This is a genomic window from Providencia sp. PROV048, from assembly GCF_033688165.1.
Classification (GTDB): Bacteria; Pseudomonadota; Gammaproteobacteria; order Enterobacterales; family Enterobacteriaceae; genus Providencia; species Providencia hangzhouensis.
On the sequence record NZ_CP096360.1, the window covers coordinates 1,186,474 to 1,205,048 of the forward strand.

The 18,575-nt window shown below is 41.5% G+C and carries 16 protein-coding genes and 1 pseudogene; 13 read left to right on the top strand and 4 right to left on the bottom strand.

Annotation, left to right across the window (positions count from 1 at the left end):
- Position 1 precedes the first annotated feature (1 nt).
- Both M1F26_RS05005 and priC read right to left on the bottom strand, forming a co-directional pair.
- Positions 2–178, bottom strand: a complete 177-nt coding sequence (locus M1F26_RS05005; protein ID WP_140171237.1) for a DUF2496 domain-containing protein — start codon at positions 176–178, stop codon at positions 2–4.
- A gap of 18 nt (positions 179–196) precedes the next feature.
- Positions 197–745, bottom strand: a complete 549-nt coding sequence (gene priC / locus M1F26_RS05010; protein WP_004260412.1) for a primosomal replication protein PriC — start codon at positions 743–745, stop codon at positions 197–199.
- Positions 746–887: 142 nt separating this feature from the next.
- Here priC and apt point away from each other — a divergent pair, with 142 nt between their 5' ends.
- The 9 genes and pseudogenes from apt (at position 888) to M1F26_RS05055 (ending at position 11,352) form a co-directional block, all read left to right on the top strand.
- Positions 888–1,439, top strand: a complete 552-nt coding sequence (gene apt / locus M1F26_RS05015) for an adenine phosphoribosyltransferase (RefSeq protein WP_036958374.1) — start codon at positions 888–890, stop codon at positions 1,437–1,439.
- A 112-nt stretch (positions 1,440–1,551) separates the two neighbouring features.
- A complete protein-coding gene (gene dnaX, locus M1F26_RS05020; protein WP_140171236.1) occupies positions 1,552–3,495 on the top strand; it encodes a DNA polymerase III subunit gamma/tau in 1,944 nt (647 codons plus the stop codon).
- Between the two features lie 48 nt (positions 3,496–3,543).
- Positions 3,544–3,873, top strand: a complete 330-nt coding sequence (locus M1F26_RS05025) for a YbaB/EbfC family nucleoid-associated protein (RefSeq protein ID WP_004260403.1) — start codon at positions 3,544–3,546, stop codon at positions 3,871–3,873.
- Positions 3,873–4,472: a recombination mediator RecR gene (gene recR / locus M1F26_RS05030; protein WP_004260396.1), complete on the top strand. Its 600-nt coding sequence runs from the start codon at positions 3,873–3,875 to the stop codon at positions 4,470–4,472. The genes M1F26_RS05025 and recR overlap by 1 nt, the downstream gene beginning before the upstream one ends.
- A 362-nt stretch (positions 4,473–4,834) precedes the next feature.
- Positions 4,835–6,703 (top strand): annotated as a pseudogene (gene htpG / locus M1F26_RS05035) (molecular chaperone HtpG).
- Between the two features lie 192 nt (positions 6,704–6,895).
- Positions 6,896–7,540: an adenylate kinase gene (gene adk, locus M1F26_RS05040; RefSeq protein ID WP_102139393.1), complete on the top strand. Its 645-nt coding sequence runs from the start codon at positions 6,896–6,898 to the stop codon at positions 7,538–7,540.
- A gap of 181 nt (positions 7,541–7,721) precedes the next feature.
- Entirely contained in the window at positions 7,722–8,687 is a 966-nt protein-coding gene (hemH, locus tag M1F26_RS05045) for a ferrochelatase (RefSeq protein WP_140171232.1), read from the top strand.
- Positions 8,688–8,810: 123 nt separating this feature from the next.
- Positions 8,811–9,932, top strand: a complete 1,122-nt coding sequence (gene wzz(fepE), locus M1F26_RS05050; protein WP_140171230.1) for an LPS O-antigen length regulator Wzz(fepE) — start codon at positions 8,811–8,813, stop codon at positions 9,930–9,932.
- A gap of 106 nt (positions 9,933–10,038) precedes the next feature.
- A complete protein-coding gene (locus tag M1F26_RS05055; protein WP_140171228.1) occupies positions 10,039–11,352 on the top strand; it encodes an inosine/guanosine kinase in 1,314 nt (437 codons plus the stop codon).
- Between the two features lie 340 nt (positions 11,353–11,692).
- On the opposite strand, the gene eutH is transcribed toward M1F26_RS05055, so the two are convergent.
- Both eutH and M1F26_RS05065 read right to left on the bottom strand, forming a co-directional pair.
- A complete protein-coding gene (eutH, locus tag M1F26_RS05060) occupies positions 11,693–12,943 on the bottom strand; it encodes an ethanolamine utilization protein EutH (RefSeq protein ID WP_200129243.1) in 1,251 nt (416 codons plus the stop codon).
- Between the two features lie 22 nt (positions 12,944–12,965).
- Positions 12,966–14,405, bottom strand: coding sequence for an FGGY family carbohydrate kinase (locus M1F26_RS05065; protein WP_140171357.1), 1,440 nt, complete (start codon positions 14,403–14,405; stop codon positions 12,966–12,968).
- 241 nt (positions 14,406–14,646) lie between these two features.
- Here M1F26_RS05065 and M1F26_RS05070 point away from each other — a divergent pair, with 241 nt between their 5' ends.
- From M1F26_RS05070 to M1F26_RS05085, 4 genes are all read left to right on the top strand, one after another.
- Positions 14,647–16,047 (top strand): NAD(P)/FAD-dependent oxidoreductase, encoded by a 1,401-nt coding sequence (locus tag M1F26_RS05070; RefSeq protein WP_140171224.1) that lies wholly within the window; start codon positions 14,647–14,649, stop codon positions 16,045–16,047.
- Positions 16,044–17,273: an NAD(P)/FAD-dependent oxidoreductase gene (locus M1F26_RS05075; protein WP_140171222.1), complete on the top strand. Its 1,230-nt coding sequence runs from the start codon at positions 16,044–16,046 to the stop codon at positions 17,271–17,273. Before M1F26_RS05070 ends, M1F26_RS05075 begins: the two co-directional genes overlap by 4 nt.
- Before the next feature lie 35 nt (positions 17,274–17,308).
- Entirely contained in the window at positions 17,309–18,085 is a 777-nt protein-coding gene (locus M1F26_RS05080) for a DeoR/GlpR family DNA-binding transcription regulator (protein ID WP_004260363.1), read from the top strand.
- 110 nt (positions 18,086–18,195) lie between these two features.
- Positions 18,196–18,546 (top strand): DUF1937 family protein, encoded by a 351-nt coding sequence (locus M1F26_RS05085; protein ID WP_140171220.1) that lies wholly within the window; start codon positions 18,196–18,198, stop codon positions 18,544–18,546.
- Positions 18,547–18,575: the final 29 nt, after the last annotated feature.

The window sequence follows — 18,575 nt, forward strand, 5'->3', positions numbered from 1 at the left end:
ATTAAGTTTCTTTGGTGCAGGCAGTTTTTGCTGCTTGCACTTGTTTTGCAATATAATCATTTTTCACGATTTCAAGTGCTTTGAGAACTACATCGGTGTCTATCTCAGACGTCTCTAATAAGTAGATTAAATCAACAGCAAGTTGGATTTCTTGTGGAGCATCCTTGAGTGAACTCATACTGATTCCTTCTAAGATTTAATCAAAATATTGATTTTCTTGATGTTCAATGGCTTTTTCAATACGCAAAAGTGCTTGGCGGCAACGGTACAAACGGCCTGCGAGTACAGCGAGTTCTTTTTGGCACTGGTGCTGCGAACGGTGGTCGGTTAGCTCACTTAAATGAAGTTCTTTTTCACTCACCATGGCCTGCAAGCGTCGTTCATAGTCTTGGTGTTGTGATAAACGTTCATATAAATCAACTTGTTCCTTTTTCTTAGTAAAATTTGATTCTTTTTCGCGTAAAGCTTGTGTAGAGATCTCTCGTGAAATTGCCTGCATTTGATGGACGATTTTTTCAGTAAGAAAATTAACTTGCTCAGTGTGGTTTAACGTTACGCTATGGCACAATTGCTGGTACAACGTCTGCAATTCATTTTGGCAATCCCCTAAACGGGTTGATTTGCGGCTAAACAATTGCATATCGAAACGTGAATGTGAAAACTCAAGGTCTTTTATGGGCTCCACTCGTGTTTTCAATTCATCAATTTGCTTTTTTAACGCATCCAAAAGAGCGGGAATTTTCATTTTTTGTTCTCATTAAATGTGAAAAATAGCGGAAAATTGATATTCAGCAACAAAACTGATGCCAAATTGACGGCTTCTTATTGCATTTTTATGGTACTTTACATAGATTCTACACTTTCGTGTTTACTACATGGCTTTTATTATGACCGCTAAAGAGCAACAACTGCAATTGATTAAAGAAAGTATCGCATCTATCCAAGATTATCCAATCGAAGGTGTGATCTTTCGTGACATTACGACTTTATTAAATAACCCTGCTGCATACCAAGCAACGATTGATATGTTAGTGGAACATTATCAAAATAAAGGCGTCACTAAAATTGTAGGAACTGAAGCGCGTGGTTTTCTATTCGGCGCTCCAGTTGCATTACGTTTAGGCGTAGGTTTTGTCCCTGTACGTAAAAAAGGGAAATTACCACGTGAAGTATTGAGTATGACTTACGACCTTGAATATGGCACGGATACACTTGAAATCCATAAAGATAGTATCAGCCCTGAAGATAATGTCTTAGTGGTTGATGACTTACTTGCCACAGGTGGTACAGTGGAAGCGACAGTTAAAATGATCAAACAACTCGGTGCTAATGTTGTTGATGCCGCATTTATCATCTGTTTACCTGACCTTGGCGGCGTTGAGCGCCTGCAAAAAGAAGGTGTTTCTTCTTATAGCCTTGTTGAATTCCCAGGCCACTAATCTTTATTTTCCCTCTATTTTTATCACAGTCTCGCTGTATAGGTTGAGGCTGTGGTAGCATGGTACTATGATTATATATATTCACGTACCATGTTAAATGACAGTGGAATCCATGAGCTATCAGGTACTTGCCCGTAAGTGGCGCCCCCAAAAATTTTCAGACGTTGTTGGCCAACAGCACGTTTTGACTGCACTCGCTAATGGGCTAACGCATCAGCGGCTTCATCACGCCTATCTTTTCTCCGGTACACGTGGTGTAGGAAAAACGACGATTGCTCGCCTATTTGCCAAAGGCCTTAATTGCGAAACAGGGATCACTGCATCACCTTGTGGTAAATGTGCCAACTGCCTTGAAATAGAACAAGGGCGATTTGTTGACTTAATTGAAATTGACGCGGCTTCCCGAACTAAAGTCGAAGATACTCGTGAATTATTAGACAACGTCCAATACGCGCCGGCACGTGGGCGCTTCAAAGTTTATTTAATTGACGAAGTACACATGTTGTCTCGTCATAGTTTCAATGCGTTATTAAAAACCCTTGAAGAACCGCCTGAACATGTGAAGTTTTTGTTAGCGACGACGGACCCGCAAAAACTCCCCGTGACCATTTTGTCTCGCTGTTTGCAATTCCACCTAAAAGCATTAGATGTCACGCAAATCAGTGAACAGCTTGAACTTATTCTGAATGCAGAAAATATTGAACATGACCAACGAGCTCGCCAGCTCATTGCAAGAGCGGCGGATGGCAGTTTACGTGATGCATTAAGCTTAACTGATCAAGCCATTGCGATGGGGCAAGGGAAAGTAACGGCTGATATAGTTAGCCAAATGCTAGGAACCCTTGATGATGAACAGCCATTAGCGATTATTGAAGCGTTAGTACGTGCCGATAGCATGGCGGTGATGGAACAGGTAGAGCAAGCTGCTAGTCGCGGTGCGGATTGGGAAAACTTGCTGGTGGAAGTTTTGTCGCAATTACACCGTATCGCGATGATCCAACTGCTTCCTGCTGAACAAGAAACAGACCCATCATCGATAGAAGGGCGGCTACGGCAGGTCGCAAGGGTAATTTCTCCTGCAGATCTCCAACTGTTTTACCAAACGTTATTAGTTGGAAGAAAAGAACTCCCTTATGCTCCTGAGCGGCGTATGGGGGTTGAAATGGCATTGTTACGTGCATTAGCTTTTCATCCGAAAAATGTGATTGCTGAAATTGAAGCTCCACCAAAAGTTATTACGCAGGCGGCTGTTCAATCGGCATCGCCTGCTGCACCAAATATGGTGCAAAGGGTGCCTCCTGTTCAAGCACGAGCAGAAAATCTGCCAGACAATAGCCCAACATTACAGTTATTGAAGGCTAGGCAGGCGCTACAATCTCCACAAAGTGAGGATCCTAGCCCAAAAAAGGCTAAACCGGTGATGCCTGAAAGGGCTAAGCCGGCGGCATCAGCACTGGAAAGGCTGGCCGCCGTGACCAGCAAACATCAACAAAATGTGGTAAATAAAGCGGCTCAGGCAGCAAAACCACAAAAATCAAAGCAGTACCAATGGAAGCCTCAAAATGAAGAGGCGATGGCACCAAAAGAGGCAATAACAACGCCAAGTGAAATCAAAGAGGCGTTGGAATATGAAAAAACGCCTGAATTAGCCGCTAAAATTATTGAGGAAGGGCGAATTCGTGATAGCTGGTCTGGGAAAATCGCAAAATTAAATATTCCCAAACTGGTTGAACAATTAGCTTTGAATTCATATATAGAAGAATTAAGTGAGTCGCAAATTGTTTTACATTTGCGCTCGGCTCAGAAGCACCTCGATAAACCATCGGCACATAAAGCATTGGAAGAAGCTCTGAGCGAACTATATGGTCGTACTGTTGAACTGAAAATCGTTCATGATGATAATAGCGAGGTGAAAACCCCGCTAGAATGGCGACAGGCGATTTATGAAGAAAAACTGGCACAAGCGCGCCAGTCTATTATTGCGGATAAAACGATTCAAAAACTGCGCTCAATGTTTGATGCGCAATTAGATGAAGAGAGTATTCGCCCCGTTTAACGCTACAGTCTCATTGTTAAGCTGTAGCCTCAGTTGTGAGAGATAACTATGTTTGGTAAAGGTGGATTGGGTAACCTGATGAAACAGGCCCAGCAAATGCAAGATAAAATGCAAAAAGTTCAGGAAGAAATCGCTCAACTAGAAGCTACAGGCGAATCTGGTGCTGGCTTAGTTAAAGTGACGATTAACGGCTCACACAACTGCCGCCGTGTTGAAATTGACCCTAGCTTACTCGAAGACGACAAAGAAATGTTAGAAGACTTGATTGCTGCGGCATTTAATGATGCTGCTCGTCGTATCGAAGAAACGCAGAAAGAAAAAATGGCAAGTGTTTCCAGTGGTATGCAATTACCACCAGGCTTTAAGATGCCATTCTAATGCAAACAAGTCCGCTTCTTGAATCTTTGATGGAAGCTCTGCGCTGTCTCCCTGGGGTTGGCCCCAAGTCAGCGCAGCGAATGGCTTTTCATCTTTTACAGCGTGACCGCAGTGGGGGAATGCGTTTAGCGCAATCGCTCACTCGTGCCATGTCTGAAATAGGTCACTGCCGTGATTGCAGAACATTTACAGAACAAGAGGTCTGTAATATCTGCGATAACCCTCGCCGCCAACAAAATGGTTTGATTTGTATTGTTGAAAGCCCAGCAGATATCTATGCAATAGAACAAACCGGGCAATTTTCCGGGCGTTATTTTGTGCTGATGGGGCATTTGTCACCACTTGATGGTATTGGCCCAATGGATATCGGTCTTGATAGACTAGAAGAGCGTTTGGCATCAGAGACTATCAATGAAGTGATTTTAGCAACCAACCCAACGGTTGAAGGTGAAGCGACAGCAAACTATATTGGCCAAATGTGCGCGCAATATGGGGTGGCTGCGAGCCGAATTGCACACGGGGTGCCTGTGGGGGGGGAGTTGGAAATGGTTGATGGAACCACACTTTCTCACTCGTTGGCGGGGCGCCAACGGCTCTAAAGTCCTCGTCATTCTTTGCGCCGTAGCGTTGTTGTCTTCATGCATCAACCCTAGTCACATACTTGTGTATGCTCCCAGGGATTAATGCATTCGACGCCTAGCTACGGCACAAATTATTTAGAGGATGATGGTGAGGTGCTGTTTTTAAAATTTAAAGGCAAACCCCTCAAAGCAAAACCCTTAATTCAAAAATATCCTTCAAGCAAAAGCATCGTAGTCTTCGGTCATTTCCTTTCATTCATATTAATTTAGCTTCTAATTTGTGGTTAGTGGTTGAATTCTATTTTTTTGCCCCCAACTAATCTGCATCGATAAGTCAAACCTATCCAATTAGATTGATGAAATAGAGGCGATTAATGAGTATGAAAGGACAGGAAACTCGTGGTTTCCAATCAGAAGTTAAACAACTCCTCCAATTAATGATCCACTCTCTTTATTCAAATAAAGAGATTTTCTTACGTGAATTAATCTCCAACGCATCAGATGCGGCGGATAAACTGCGTTTTCGTGCATTATCTAAACCAGAACTGTATGAAAACGATGGAGACCTGCGCGTGCGTATTAGTGCCGATAAAGAAAAAGGTACATTGACCATCAGTGATAACGGTATCGGTATGAGCCGTGAAGAGGTGATTGAAAACCTCGGCACTATCGCGAAGTCAGGCACAAAAGCATTCTTAGAGTCATTAGGTAGTGACCAAGTCAAAGATAGCCAAATGATTGGTCAATTTGGTGTGGGCTTCTATTCTGCATTTATTGTGGCTGATAAAGTGACTGTACGTAGCCGCGCAGCTGGTGCCCCTGTCGATGAAGGTGTGTTCTGGGAATCTGCTGGTGAAGGTGAATACACCATCGCTGATATTGAAAAAGCGGAACGCGGCACTGAAATCACTTTGCATTTGCGCGATGATGAAAAGGAATATCTGGATAACTGGCGCTTACGTTCAGTGATTAGCAAATATTCTGACCATATTGCTTTACCAGTTGAAATCGAAGAAAAAAATGAAGAAAACGGTACGGTAACTTGGGAAAAAATTAACCAAGCGAAAGCATTGTGGACTCGTAGCAAATCTGAAATTTCAGACGAAGAATACGCTGAATTCTATAAACATATTTCCCATGACTACGCAGACCCACTAACATGGTCACATAACCGTGTAGAAGGTAAGCAAGAGTATACGAGCTTGCTGTATGTGCCGTCTAAAGCGCCATTTGACCTATGGAATCGTGACCAACAGCACGGCTTGAAACTCTATGTTCAACGCGTATTTATTATGGATGACGCAGAACAGTTTATGCCTAATTACCTGCGTTTTATTCGTGGGGTGTTGGATTCCAATGATTTACCACTGAACGTGTCTCGTGAAATACTGCAAGACAGCGCATTAACTCGTAGTTTACGCAGCGCATTAACGAAACGTGTTCTGCAAATGCTTGAGAAACTGGCTAAATCTGACACAGAAAAATACCAAACCTTCTGGCAACAATTTGGCTTGGTGATGAAAGAAGGCCCTGCGGAAGATATGGCAAATAGTGAAACTATTGCTAAACTTCTGCGTTTTGCAACAACTCATACCGATAGCAGCGTACAGAACGTATCTTTAGAAGATTATGTAAGCCGCATGGTTGAAGGCCAAGATAAAATTTATTACATCACTGCAGATAGCTATGCGGCGGCGAAAGGCAGCCCACACCTTGAGCTATTCCGTAAAAAAGGTATTGAAGTCCTACTGTTATCTGACCGTATTGACGAATGGATGATGAACTATCTGTCTGAATTCGACGGTAAACAGTTCCAATCCGTGAGTAAAGCAGACGAGTCATTAGATAAGCTAGCGGATGAAAACAAAGCGGAGCAAGAGGAAGCGGATAAGCAATTAGAGCCATTTGTTGAACGCGTTAAATCATTCCTTGGTGAGCGTGTTAAAGAAGTTAAACTCACACATCGCTTAACGGATACGCCTGCCATTGTTACGACAGATGCGGATGAAATGAGCACACAAATGGCAAAACTGTTTGCAGCAGCAGGGTAAGCCGCGCCAGAAGTAAAATATAACTTCGAATTGAACCCAACACATCCATTGGTGAAAAAAGCCGCAGAAGTGTCAGATGAATCTGTGTTTGCTGATTGGGTAGATGTATTGTTGGATCAAGCATTATTAGCAGAACGTGGTACATTGGAAGATCCAAACCTATTTATTCGTAAAATCAATGAATTACTTCTAAAGTAATTTAATTTGATATTTTCGATATTGAGCATAAACCGCGCTTTTGCTTGTGCTTTAGCGTGGTTTTTTTCTTTTGCGAAAAAAGATAAATGCGAAATCGTTTACGTGTGTTCTTGAGTAAAGCCGTATGCTAATGGTATGGTAGCTTGTTTTCTTTTCAAATTATAAAAATCTAAATAGCAAGGGGTTTACGCAATGCGTATCATTCTGCTTGGCGCTCCAGGCGCTGGTAAGGGCACTCAAGCTCAATTTATTATGGAAAAGTTTGGGATCCCTCAAATTTCAACAGGTGACATGTTACGTGCAGCTGTTAAATCAGGGAGCGAACTCGGCTTACAAGCTAAAGAGCTGATGGATAACGGTAAATTAGTTACTGATGAATTAGTTATCGCATTAGTTAAAGAGCGCATCAAACAAGATGACTGCCGCAATGGCTTCTTGTTGGATGGGTTCCCTCGTACAATCCCACAAGCGGACGCGATGAAAGAAGCGGGTATCACTGTTGATAACGTACTGGAATTTGATGTACCAGACGAAATCATTGTTGAGCGTATTATTGGCCGTCGTGTACATGCGCCATCAGGCCGTGTTTACCACATCAACTTCAACCCACCAAAGGTTGAAGGCAAAGACGATGTAACAGGTGAAGAATTAACCATCCGTAAAGATGACCAAGAAGACACCGTGCGTAAGCGTCTGGTTGAATATCATGCATTAACTGCACCTTTAATTGCGTATTACCAAAATGAAGCTAAACAAGGTAATACCAAGTACTTCAAATTAGACGGTACTCGTAAAGTGGCAGAAGTTAGTGAAGAACTAGCAAAAATCTTAGGTTAATATTTGTACTTACCATGCTTTGTGTTGCAGTAATCGTAACTGCAATTCGAATTATTTTAAGTATAAGGTATTATATGGAGGCAGCGATGATCGCTGCCTTTGTTTTTTATACCACTTGGTGACAAAAATCGTTAATTAACTGTGTTAAAGTTGGGAATAATTATCAATTAGGAGTTGTTTCATGTCAGAAAAAAAATACGGCATTTTGTTAGCAAACTTAGGAACCCCTGATGCCCCAACAACCTCAGCAGTGAAACGCTATTTAGCTGAATTTCTTAGTGATAAACGCGTTATTGATGTACCGCGCTTGATTTGGAAGCCGATTTTACATGGGGCGATTTTGCCTCTTCGCTCTTCTAAAGTGGCGAAGTTATATAAGTCTATTTGGTTAGAAGGGGGGGCACCATTACTGGTTTATTCTTTGCGTCAAAAACAAAAGTTAGCAGAGTTATTGCCTAATATTGCTGTAGAGATAGGCATGAGCTATGGTTCGCCTTCAATTAAAAGTGCGGTAGATAGTTTGCTAGACCAAGGTGTTACCGACTTAGTGGTTCTTCCACTGTATCCACAGTATTCCTGCACGACAACTGCAGCGGTTTATGATGCATTAACCCGAGCGTTTGAAAGTAGACGTACCATTCCAAGCGTGCAATTCATTCGTAGCTATGCGACACATCCTGCTTATATTCAAGCTTTAGTGGCCTCGATAGAAGCAAGCTTTGCCCTGCATGGTGAACCCGATAGGCTAATATTGTCGTTCCATGGCATTCCACAGCGTTATTGCGATACAGGTGATATTTACCAGCAAGAGTGCGAAAAAACGGCAGAGGTGCTCCGTGAGGCGTTAAATTACCCAAGTGATAAAGTCATGCTGACCTACCAGTCGCGTTTTGGACGTGAGCCTTGGTTGATGCCTTATATGGATAAAACGATGCATGAGTTACCCTCCCAAGGCGTAAAGTCAGTTCAGGTCATTTGCCCTGGTTTTTCAGTTGATTGCTTAGAAACATTAGAAGAAATTAGCGAGCAAAATAAAGAGTTTTTTATGAGTAGTGGTGGTAATAAATATAATTACATACCGGCATTAAATGATAATCCGAATAGCATTCATATGATTAATTCAATAATTCAAGATGTTCTAAAGTAATCAATTCAGTAAAATAATGCAGAAAAGTTTGCTTATCGATATATCAATAAGCTGATTATAGACTATAATCACTTATCTGAAATTATAAATGATTGAATAAATGTTATGTCTTTTGGAATTAATATGAGCAATAAGCAGCAGCCACCACAAGGTAATATAGAGCAGAAGTCACCTTCTGCTCATCAATTTCAAATACAGCAAAACGATGAAATTGATTTAATGGCCTTGTTTTCCATTTTGTTAAAACATAAATTTTTGATTCTTATATTTACGGTTGTTTGTATTGTGGTGAGTGTTGGTGTTGTAAAACTATTACCTCAAAAATGGAGCAGTACTGCTATTGTCATTCCTCCTGCATCTGAAGAGCTCAAAGAAGTTAACGCATTTAAAGCTCAACTGGATGTATTAGATATTCCGATTGATTTAAGTGCTCAACGTATTTTTAATGCATTTGTTGACCAGTATCGTTCGAAAGTTAATCAAGAAAGTTATATAAGAAGTACTGATTATTACCATAATCTGGCAGAGAAAATTGACCCAAAAGATGATGTTATCGCTCAGCAAAGGCTAGTAAATTCAATCATTTCGAATGATATTAAAATTCAAGATCTGTCAAAAGAAAAAAACAGTACTTCAAATGATATTGTTTTAAGCTTCACTGCTCCGTTGCCAACTGAAGCCCAAGATTTACTTGAAGGCTATATTCGTTATAGTGCATCGAAAGTAAGGCAACAGCTAAAAGTTGAAATCGATAATATGATTTCAGAGAAACTTATTTATGCCAGTGAGTCACTAAAACGTGAAGTCAGCAAAATTCAAACTGAATACGATGTTAAGGTTGAAAGGCTTAAACGAGCTGTTGATATTGCAAAAGCCGCTGGAATTGAAAAACCGATCGCCAGCGAATCTGTTGCTATCAATGATGACCCTGATTACCCTATTGCGTTAGGGACTGAAGCTTTAGAGAAAAAATTACTGATTGAAACTCAAAATCGTGATTTGGCATTGATGAGCGAAAATTTACAGAACCGTAAAATTTACCTTGATAATTTACAAGAAGTAACCGCTAAAGAATTAGATTTTACACCCGTTAAGTTTATTTTAACGCCAGACTTACCGTTGCATAAAGATTCACCAAAATCATCGTTAATTGTTGCATTAAGCGCAATACTCGGTTTAATTTTGAGCTGTGCATTTGTGTTAAGTCGGGAGCTTTATCGCGATTATAAATATCAAAATCAATAAAATAACTTCCAAATGACAAACAATGGGGCCAGTGCCTTCTTTGCAGGTGCTGGCTTTATTTTATCGTGCTAGAATAGGGTGATGTTCCATTGTTAATCTTCTAATTATGAAATTCCCCGGTCAACGCAAGTCAAAACACTATTTTCCTGTTAGTCTCAGAGATCCTTTATTACAGCCTTTAAAAGAAACATTGGCGGATGATGAGAATTGTAAGTCCTATATTGTTGGTATCGACCAAACATTAGTCGATATTGAAGCGAAAGTGGATGACGACTTCATTCAGCGCTATCAATTGAGTAAGGGGCATTCGCTGGTTATTGAAGACGATGTCGCCGAAGCTTTGTATAAAGAACTTACAGATAATGCCTTGATTACTCATGAGTTTGCAGGTGGAACGATTGGCAATACGCTGCACAACTATTCGGTTTTAGCCGATGACAGGTCAGTTTTATTGGGCACAATGTGCAATAGCATCCAAATTGGTAGCTATGCGTATCGCTATTTATGTCACACCTCAAGTCGCATGGATTTGAATTTTCTACAAGGTGTGGACGGGCCTATCGGGCGCTGTTTTACCTTGATCACTGAAAATGGCGAGCGAACGTTTGCTATCAGCCCTGGCCATATGAATCGCTTGCACCCAAATAGCATTCCCGAGGACATTATTGCCGGGGCTTCTGCGTTGGTATTAACAGCTTATTTAGTCCGCTGTAAACCCGGAGAAACCATGCCTGATGCAACTATGCAGGCTATTGCGTATGCGAAAAAGCACAATGTCCCCGTCGTGTTAACACTCGGAACTAAATTTGTTATTGCTCAAGACCCTCAGTTTTGGCGTAATTTTTTAGCGGAACATATTTCAGTAGTTGCAATGAATGAAGACGAAGCGCAGGAACTTACAGGGCTGAGTGACCCATTACTTGCCTCTAATATGGCATTAGACTGGGTAGATTTAGTTTTATGTACGGCGGGCTCATCAGGCCTGTATATGGCAGGCTACACCGAAGACGCCTATAAACGTACGACGCAACATCCACTATTACCGGGGGCAATTGCAGAATTTAACTTGTACGAGTTTAGCCGAGCAATGCGCCAGCAAGATTGCCAAGTTCCATTACGAATTTTCTCTCATATCGAGCCTTATATGGGGGGACCTGAGAAAATAATGAACACAAATGGGGCGGGAGACGGGGCTTTATCGGCATTACTTCACGATATTACCGCCAATTCTTACCACCGTTCTAATGTGCCTAATTCCAGTAAACATGAGCGCCAATACTTAACGTATTCTTCTTTAGCTCAAGTATGTAAATATGCTAATCGTGTAAGTTATCAAGTATTAACTCAGCATTCGCCTCGTTTGACTCGTGGCTTACCTGAAAAAGAAGATAGCTTAGAAGAGTCTTATTGGGAACGTTAAAGCGAAATAATTCTCATTTTAATTAATGATATCGATTTTAAGGCACTTCAATATAATTGTTATTGAGGTGCCTTTCTTTTTGAACAATTATTTTGATGAGTTGTTGTCACTAAATTTTATTAATTAAGGTAATTATTTACCTTCAAATTATGTATCTATAAATAATGTAATGGTTAATGATGACTAATATAGATAACCATATAGTGAGTACAATATTAATAATTGATGAGAGTTTGAGTTAATTTCAGACTAATAAATAAAAGCTGTATGCTACTTTATGAGTATTCATATTTGGCATACAGCTAATTATCTTTAAATATATAAGTATGGTTAATGCTAATTAATGTTGTTTAGCAACAGCGAGTTCACTTTCTTCTTTAACTATTTCGGCTGCTTTGGCATCTTCAGCTTCATAACGCATCGCCTGCGGTACTGAGATTTTAATCGCAATAAATACCGCTAAGAAGCCGCCTACCAACTTACCAAGTAAAATAGGTAAAACGAGAGTGGGTTGGAAGTTAGCGGTGAAAGCAAGATGGTCACCGATGGTTGCCTGTGCACAAACACCGAATGCGACACATAATACTTTATCCCTCGCACGCATTTCTTTGAATAAGTGATAAGTAGCAATAATGTTTGCCATAACCATAATAAATCCTAAAGAACCCGTATCACTCAGTTTTAAACGGTTACTTAATGCACGTACTAAAGGTTTACAGTAGCGTTGGAACAAATAACAAATTGGGAATGTACCCGCTAACATAATACCGATATAACCTGCAATTTCGATGGCACGGAATAGCTCATTTTGGTCTGCAAACAGTGGGTCGAAGCCCCATGCACCGAAAACTTTGGTGAATACTCCGGTAAAGTGCTCAACAATGGAAAATGCTAAGACTAATTTGACGAATGCATCCATGATTTTACCGAAAATCAGGAAGCCGGTTACCATTAACATCGGGCGATATTTTAGCCCAGCAGCCAATAAAAAACAGAATACAAACAGCGGCATCAAGTATTGCAACATGGTAAAGAAATCTAAGGTTAATTGATGTGCCGCTGGTGAGTTCGTAGAAATAATGTCCCTGACTGGAATATTATTGAACGTAATTAATAGCAGTGAAGCGAGTACGCCAAATGGTATTGAGATCAACCCAGCCATTGCACCAAGCGCAAGATACTTATGATCTTTGCGATTTAACATTGTTAATCCTACAGGGATCAGGTAAACAATGGTGGCACCTGAGGTATAACCGATCAACATTGCCGTGATCCACATATCTCGATTAGTTGTCAAAGCATCAGCTAGCTGGTAACCGCCCATATCAACCGCAATAATTGATAAAGCCGCGATTGAAACATCAGACCCGACCGATGAAAACACGGGGCCGAGTACATAAGATATTAACTGTGAGAGTAGTGGAACTGCGGCCATGATCCCCGCTTGAGCAAGAAATACGGGGCCGATAGAAAAGATCCCGTTAACAAACTCTTTCCCCAGTTCACTGGTTGGTTTCACAATAGATGCGACTGCGCCAATGATGGCTCCGCACATAATCAAATAAATAATGTAATTTCCGAATTCAGCCATGGCAGGGTTTCCTTTTATTATTTTAGTGTCTTAATTGGCGAGAACGGGCAATGATGTCGCGATATTGTTCCATCACACCTTGCATATTCGTTCCATCAGGATGTGTCACAGTAGCGTTGCGTCTTACCGCCATTTCGTGAGTGATCCCTATGCCTTTGCGAGCCAATAAGGCAGCGCCTAGTGCGGTTACTTCACGGTTTGCTGGTGCTTCAATGTCTTTTTGTAATAAATTAGCTAAAAATTGCTTAAAATATTGATTTGAAGAAAGCCCTCCATCGACTGAGATTGATTGGCCTAGCGGTGAAATTTTTTCCATTGCAAAAATAACTTCAGCGGAGCGTGCTGCTATACCTTCCAAGACAGACTGCATCATGTCTTTTTTGTCAGTATCTAATGAAAACCCAGCCCAGAGACCTGCGGCACTGCGATCCCAGTATGGGCACCCTAAACCAGATAACGCTGGGACAAAGGCAAGACCACGTTTAATGGCGGATTCAGCCCTGAAATCACCCAGTTCATCGAATGAGTCAAACAAACCGATTTTGCGAGCCCAATTAATGGCAGATGCTGCGTTGTATACGCCGCCATCTAAGCCAAAGACAGGGGGTTGGTTGGGAAACTTCCAACAGAGTGTCGGTAATAAACCACTGTTATGAGTTTGTGGAATATCGGTGCCAGTAAGTGCTTGCAAGAACGCGCCTGTGCCGAAGGTGATTTTGGCATCACCTTTTTCACGACAACCATGGCCGAATGTGCCGGCAAATTGGTCAACAATAATGGCGGTGACTGGTGTGAGGTGCCCATCAAGATTTATTGCGCCAAAGTCACCAATATTGTCTTTAATAGGCGGCAAGCAATGGATGGGAACACCAAAAATGTCACATAGCTCTTGGTCCCACTCCAAGGTATGAATATTGAGTAATGAAGTTCGAGACGCTGAGTTGTAGTCGGTGACAAATACGCCACATAAGCGGTCGAGGAAGAATGCATCCATCGTACCAATGCGTAATTTATTTTTATCCGCTAATGTTTTCGCACCGACGACATTTTCAATAATCCAACCCATTTTGCTGGCGGAAAAATAAGGGTCTAGCGGTAAGCCTGACTTAGACTGTACCAGCGGCTCTAACCCTGCTTCCTTGAGCATTGAGATAGTTTTTTCTGTCCGTAAGTCTTGCCAAACAATCACATTGTATAAAGGGCGCTTGCTGTCCGCATCCCACGCCACAATACTTTCGCCTTGGTGGCAAAGCCCAATAGCATCAACAACTTCACAACTGTGTAAGCACTTAATGATGTTTGCCAGTATTTCCTCTGGGTCGTGTTCAACCCAACCACTATTTAATGTGATTTGCTTATGAGGAATGCTCATAGGGGAGTGATAATGGCCGCCTTCTTCAAAGACAACGACCCGGGTTCCCGTTGTTCCCTGATCGATAGCCGCATAACGTTGATTGAGCATCACAATGTTCCCAGTGTTATAAATGTTGTAAATAGGTCTGTTTTTTTGCTTACTATCGTTCAATCGGAAATAAAATCCACAAAAAACTCACAGTAAGTTTCACTAATGTGACAAAAATCACAATAAAGTAACAATGTGAGTAAGTTTTTGGTTGTTGTTGTGCTTTGTGTTGTTTTATTTATTGTGATTGTGGGAATTGTGTGGTTTTATGTGTACAAGTTTTAAGTTAAGGATCTCAGCCATGGATATTAATAATAAAAAAATTTGGGATGTCATTGTCATCGGCGGTGGTGTCATTGGCTGTGCTGTGACACGTAAATTCACACTGATGGGTGCCAACACGTTGTTACTTGAACGTGGAGGTGACATCCTTTCGGGAGCAAGTAAGGCAAATAGTGCGCTATTACACACAGGTTTTGACGCCACACCAGGGAGTCTAGAGCTTGAGTGCATGCAAGAAGGGTATCGTGAATTCATTGAAATTAGAGAAAAAATGAATTTACCTCTTCTTGAAACAGGAGCATTAGTGGTTGCATGGAATGATGAGCAACTCAGTAAATTACCTTCGATAGTCGAACAAGCGCACACTAACAATGTATTAGATGTGGCAATTATTGATAAAGAAGAGCTCTATCGTAGAGAACCACATTTAGCGGAAGGTGCTCTAGCAGCCGTTTCTGTTCCCGGTGAGGCGGTTATCGACCCATGGAGTACACCGCTTTCGTATTTAACTCAAGCTGTGAAACATGGGGCTGAATACCGTTTTCATTGTGAGGTAAGCGGCGGAGCACTTAATGATGGAGTATGGAATTTAACCACATCAAAAGGTGAGTTTTCTGCCCGTTTAGTCATTAACTGTGCAGGAATTAATGGGGATATTGTTGAATCCATTTGCCACCCATCACCGTTTCAAATAAAACCACGTAAAGGGCAGTTTCTTGTTTATGATAAAGCCGCAGCGGCAGATATCAATGCGATTATCTTGCCTGTGCCAACGGCTATCACAAAAGGTGTTTTGCTATCAAAAACCATCTTTGGCAACCTCTTACTTGGCCCAACAGCGGAAGAACAAGATGACCGTTGGAAGGCAGAAGTAAAACAGGAAGTCCTTGAGGACTTAATTGCCCAAGGTTCACGTATGTTACCTTCATTGCACAATTACAGTGTGACCGCAACCTATGCGGGGTTACGTCCTGCGACAGAAGAAAAATATTACCGCATTAATGATTACCCTGAAAAGCAGTGGATATGTGCGGGGGGAATTCGTTCCACAGGCTTAACCTCAGCGTTAGGTGTGGCGAGCTATCTTGGTAAATTGTATCAAGAAAACTTCACACCACTTTTTGAATTATCACCGCCAGAAGCGCTCATTTGGCCCACTATGCCAATGATTTCTGAATATCATCAACGGGATTACCAATGCAAAAGCAATGGCGGTATTGTTTGCCATTGTGAATTAGTGACTCAGCGGGAGATTGAAGCCGCATTTGATTCGGATATTCCTCCCGAGTGTTTAGGCGCTTTACGCCGCAGAACGCGAGTGATGATGGGGCGCTGTAATGGGTTTTATTGTAGTAGCCAGGTGGCTGAAATCATTAATGGTCGTTTCGACCACACACTGGCAGTGGAGGCCGTAAAATGAGTTTAAATTATGATGTGATTATCATTGGCTCGGGTCCTACTGGTGTTGCTGCGGCACAGGTTTTGCGTCGTCGCGGTATTCAAAATATCGCCATTATTGAACGTGAAGCGCAGGCAGGCGGTGTTCCGCGTCATTGCCAACACCCAACTTTTGGCATACTCGCATTCAAGCGCCCGATGAAAGGCAATCAATTTGCAGAAAAAATTGTCAATCAACTGGGAAATACGCCGATTTTCACCCGTAGTACGGTAACGGCATTACAGCCTAATGGAAAATTAACGGTTTCAACACCAGAAGGCCTTGTCGAAATGCAAGCTAAGCGGGTTCTGATAGCAACAGGGGTCAGAGAAACACCTAGACACCCGCGCTTAGTTTCAGGCTTGCGCCCTCAAGGGGTATTAACAGCCGGAGCATTACAGCAATTTGTTTATCTAAATGGTAAGAAGCCTTGCCGTAATCCTGTGATAGTTGGCAGTGAATTAGTGAGTTTTTCGGCGCTATGGACATTAAAAAACGCAGGCGTTAAAGCCCAAGCGATGATTGAAAGTGGCGAACGGATTTTAGCCTTTAAACCCGCGACGTTATTTGCCAAGGCAATGGGGACTCCCATTCATCTAAACAGTAAGATTACGGAGATTGGTGGATTAGATCGCGTGGAATATGTGATTGTTGAAACCAAAGGTAAAAGCCACAAAATTATGTGTGATTCGGTCATTTTTACCGGGCAATTTGTCGGTGAAAACACGTTAATCCGTAAAAGTCATTTGGGGTTTGATGCGGCGACAGGGAAACCGGTAACAGACCAATATGGACGTTGCTCAGATGCCAGTTACTATGCTGCGGGCAATATGTTGCATCCGGCCGATATGGGCGACCAATGTTATCAAGAAGGCTTAGTGACAGGAGAACGGATCGCTGACGATTTATTAGCAAATCATCATCAACAACAATTAAAAGAAACCCAACATATTCCTGTGCAGTTTGACTCGAAAATTTGTTTTAGTGTTCCTGCATGTATTGATATTGATAATTTATCAGTGCGACAAATTGATTTTAATATCAAAGTTGAACAACCCGTGAGCGGAACTATTCGAGTTATGGCAGGAAATACCCTGTTATATGAAAAACGCCATCGCTGTTTACCAACACGACGTATTTTACTGAAAAATATTGATTTAACAAAAATACAACGGGACGCTACTGAAATTAGCATCACTGTTGTATAGTGCTGGAAAGTTAAATGGTTAAGAAGGATTAAACTATGTGTGAGGGACGTTCCTCAAAAGTACGTCATCAAACCATCATTGAGTTACTTTCTACTCAAGGGCAGGTTTACGTACAGGAGCTTGCTAAACATTTTAATGTCGCGCAAGAAACTATCCGTCGTGACCTTAGTAAACTTGAAACACAAAAGTTACTAAAAAAAGTCCATGGTGGAGCCGTAAACATTCAGTCAAAATTTGAACGTAATTTTACGGAAAGAGCCCAAGCCGCGGTTGATGAGAAAAAAGCGATTGCAGCGAAAGCCGCGGAGCTGATTAAACCCGGAGACACATTGTTTATCGATTTTGGCACGACGACCTTTGAATTTAGCCAAAGAATCAAGTTGATTGATAATTTAACGGTTATTACGAATTCGCCTTTATTGGCAAATACGTTACAAGAAAACGTAACTATCGAAACAATTTTGATTGGTGGGCAATTTAACGCCGCACAAAACGCATGCTTAGGTGCTATTGCGCTAAAAAATATTGCTGAGTTTTTTGCAGATTACGCAGTGATTGGGGCAGGGGCGATACATGCATTGCATGGTGTGATGGACCAGCACGTCGATGAAGCCGCAATTGCGCAAAAGATGATGGAAAACAGCGATAAATTAATGGTGTTAGCGGATGGCACAAAGGCTAATAAGCATGCGATTAATTTTGTGACGAGTTGGGACAATATTGATTATTTGGTGACAACCAGCAAAGAATTTAAATTACCTGAGAATAAAAAACATCCTAAAACGAAAATTATTGTTGCGGATGTTGAATAAGCTTTAATTTTCATCATTCAATTATAAACACACCCTATGAAATATATTTAATTATTTTTCATAGGGTTACTTTACCCAAAATTTGATTAACGCCAATACTAGGAATGATTATGAGCCTCTATTTTATTGCTTGCCCTTATTCAGACCCCGACAGCAGTGTCGTAGAAATGCGCTTTGCTGAATGTACTAAATTTGCGGCAGAACTTGCGCTTAAAGGTATCGCTACTTATAGCCAAATCACGATGACCCATCCAATTAACCAATACTTGGCCTCACAAGGGCTAAAAGTCGCATGGTCTTCTATTGATATGGAATTTCTAAAGCGCTGTGATGGTTTAATTGTGCTGACATTGCCAGGCTGGGAAAAGAGCGGTGGTGTTGCAGCGGAAATTCAGTTTTTTAAAGACCAAGGGTTGCCGGTTTGGACAGGGGATGAGTTTAAACTACAAATAGCAGAATAACGTTTATTTATAGTTATCTTGATGATCCA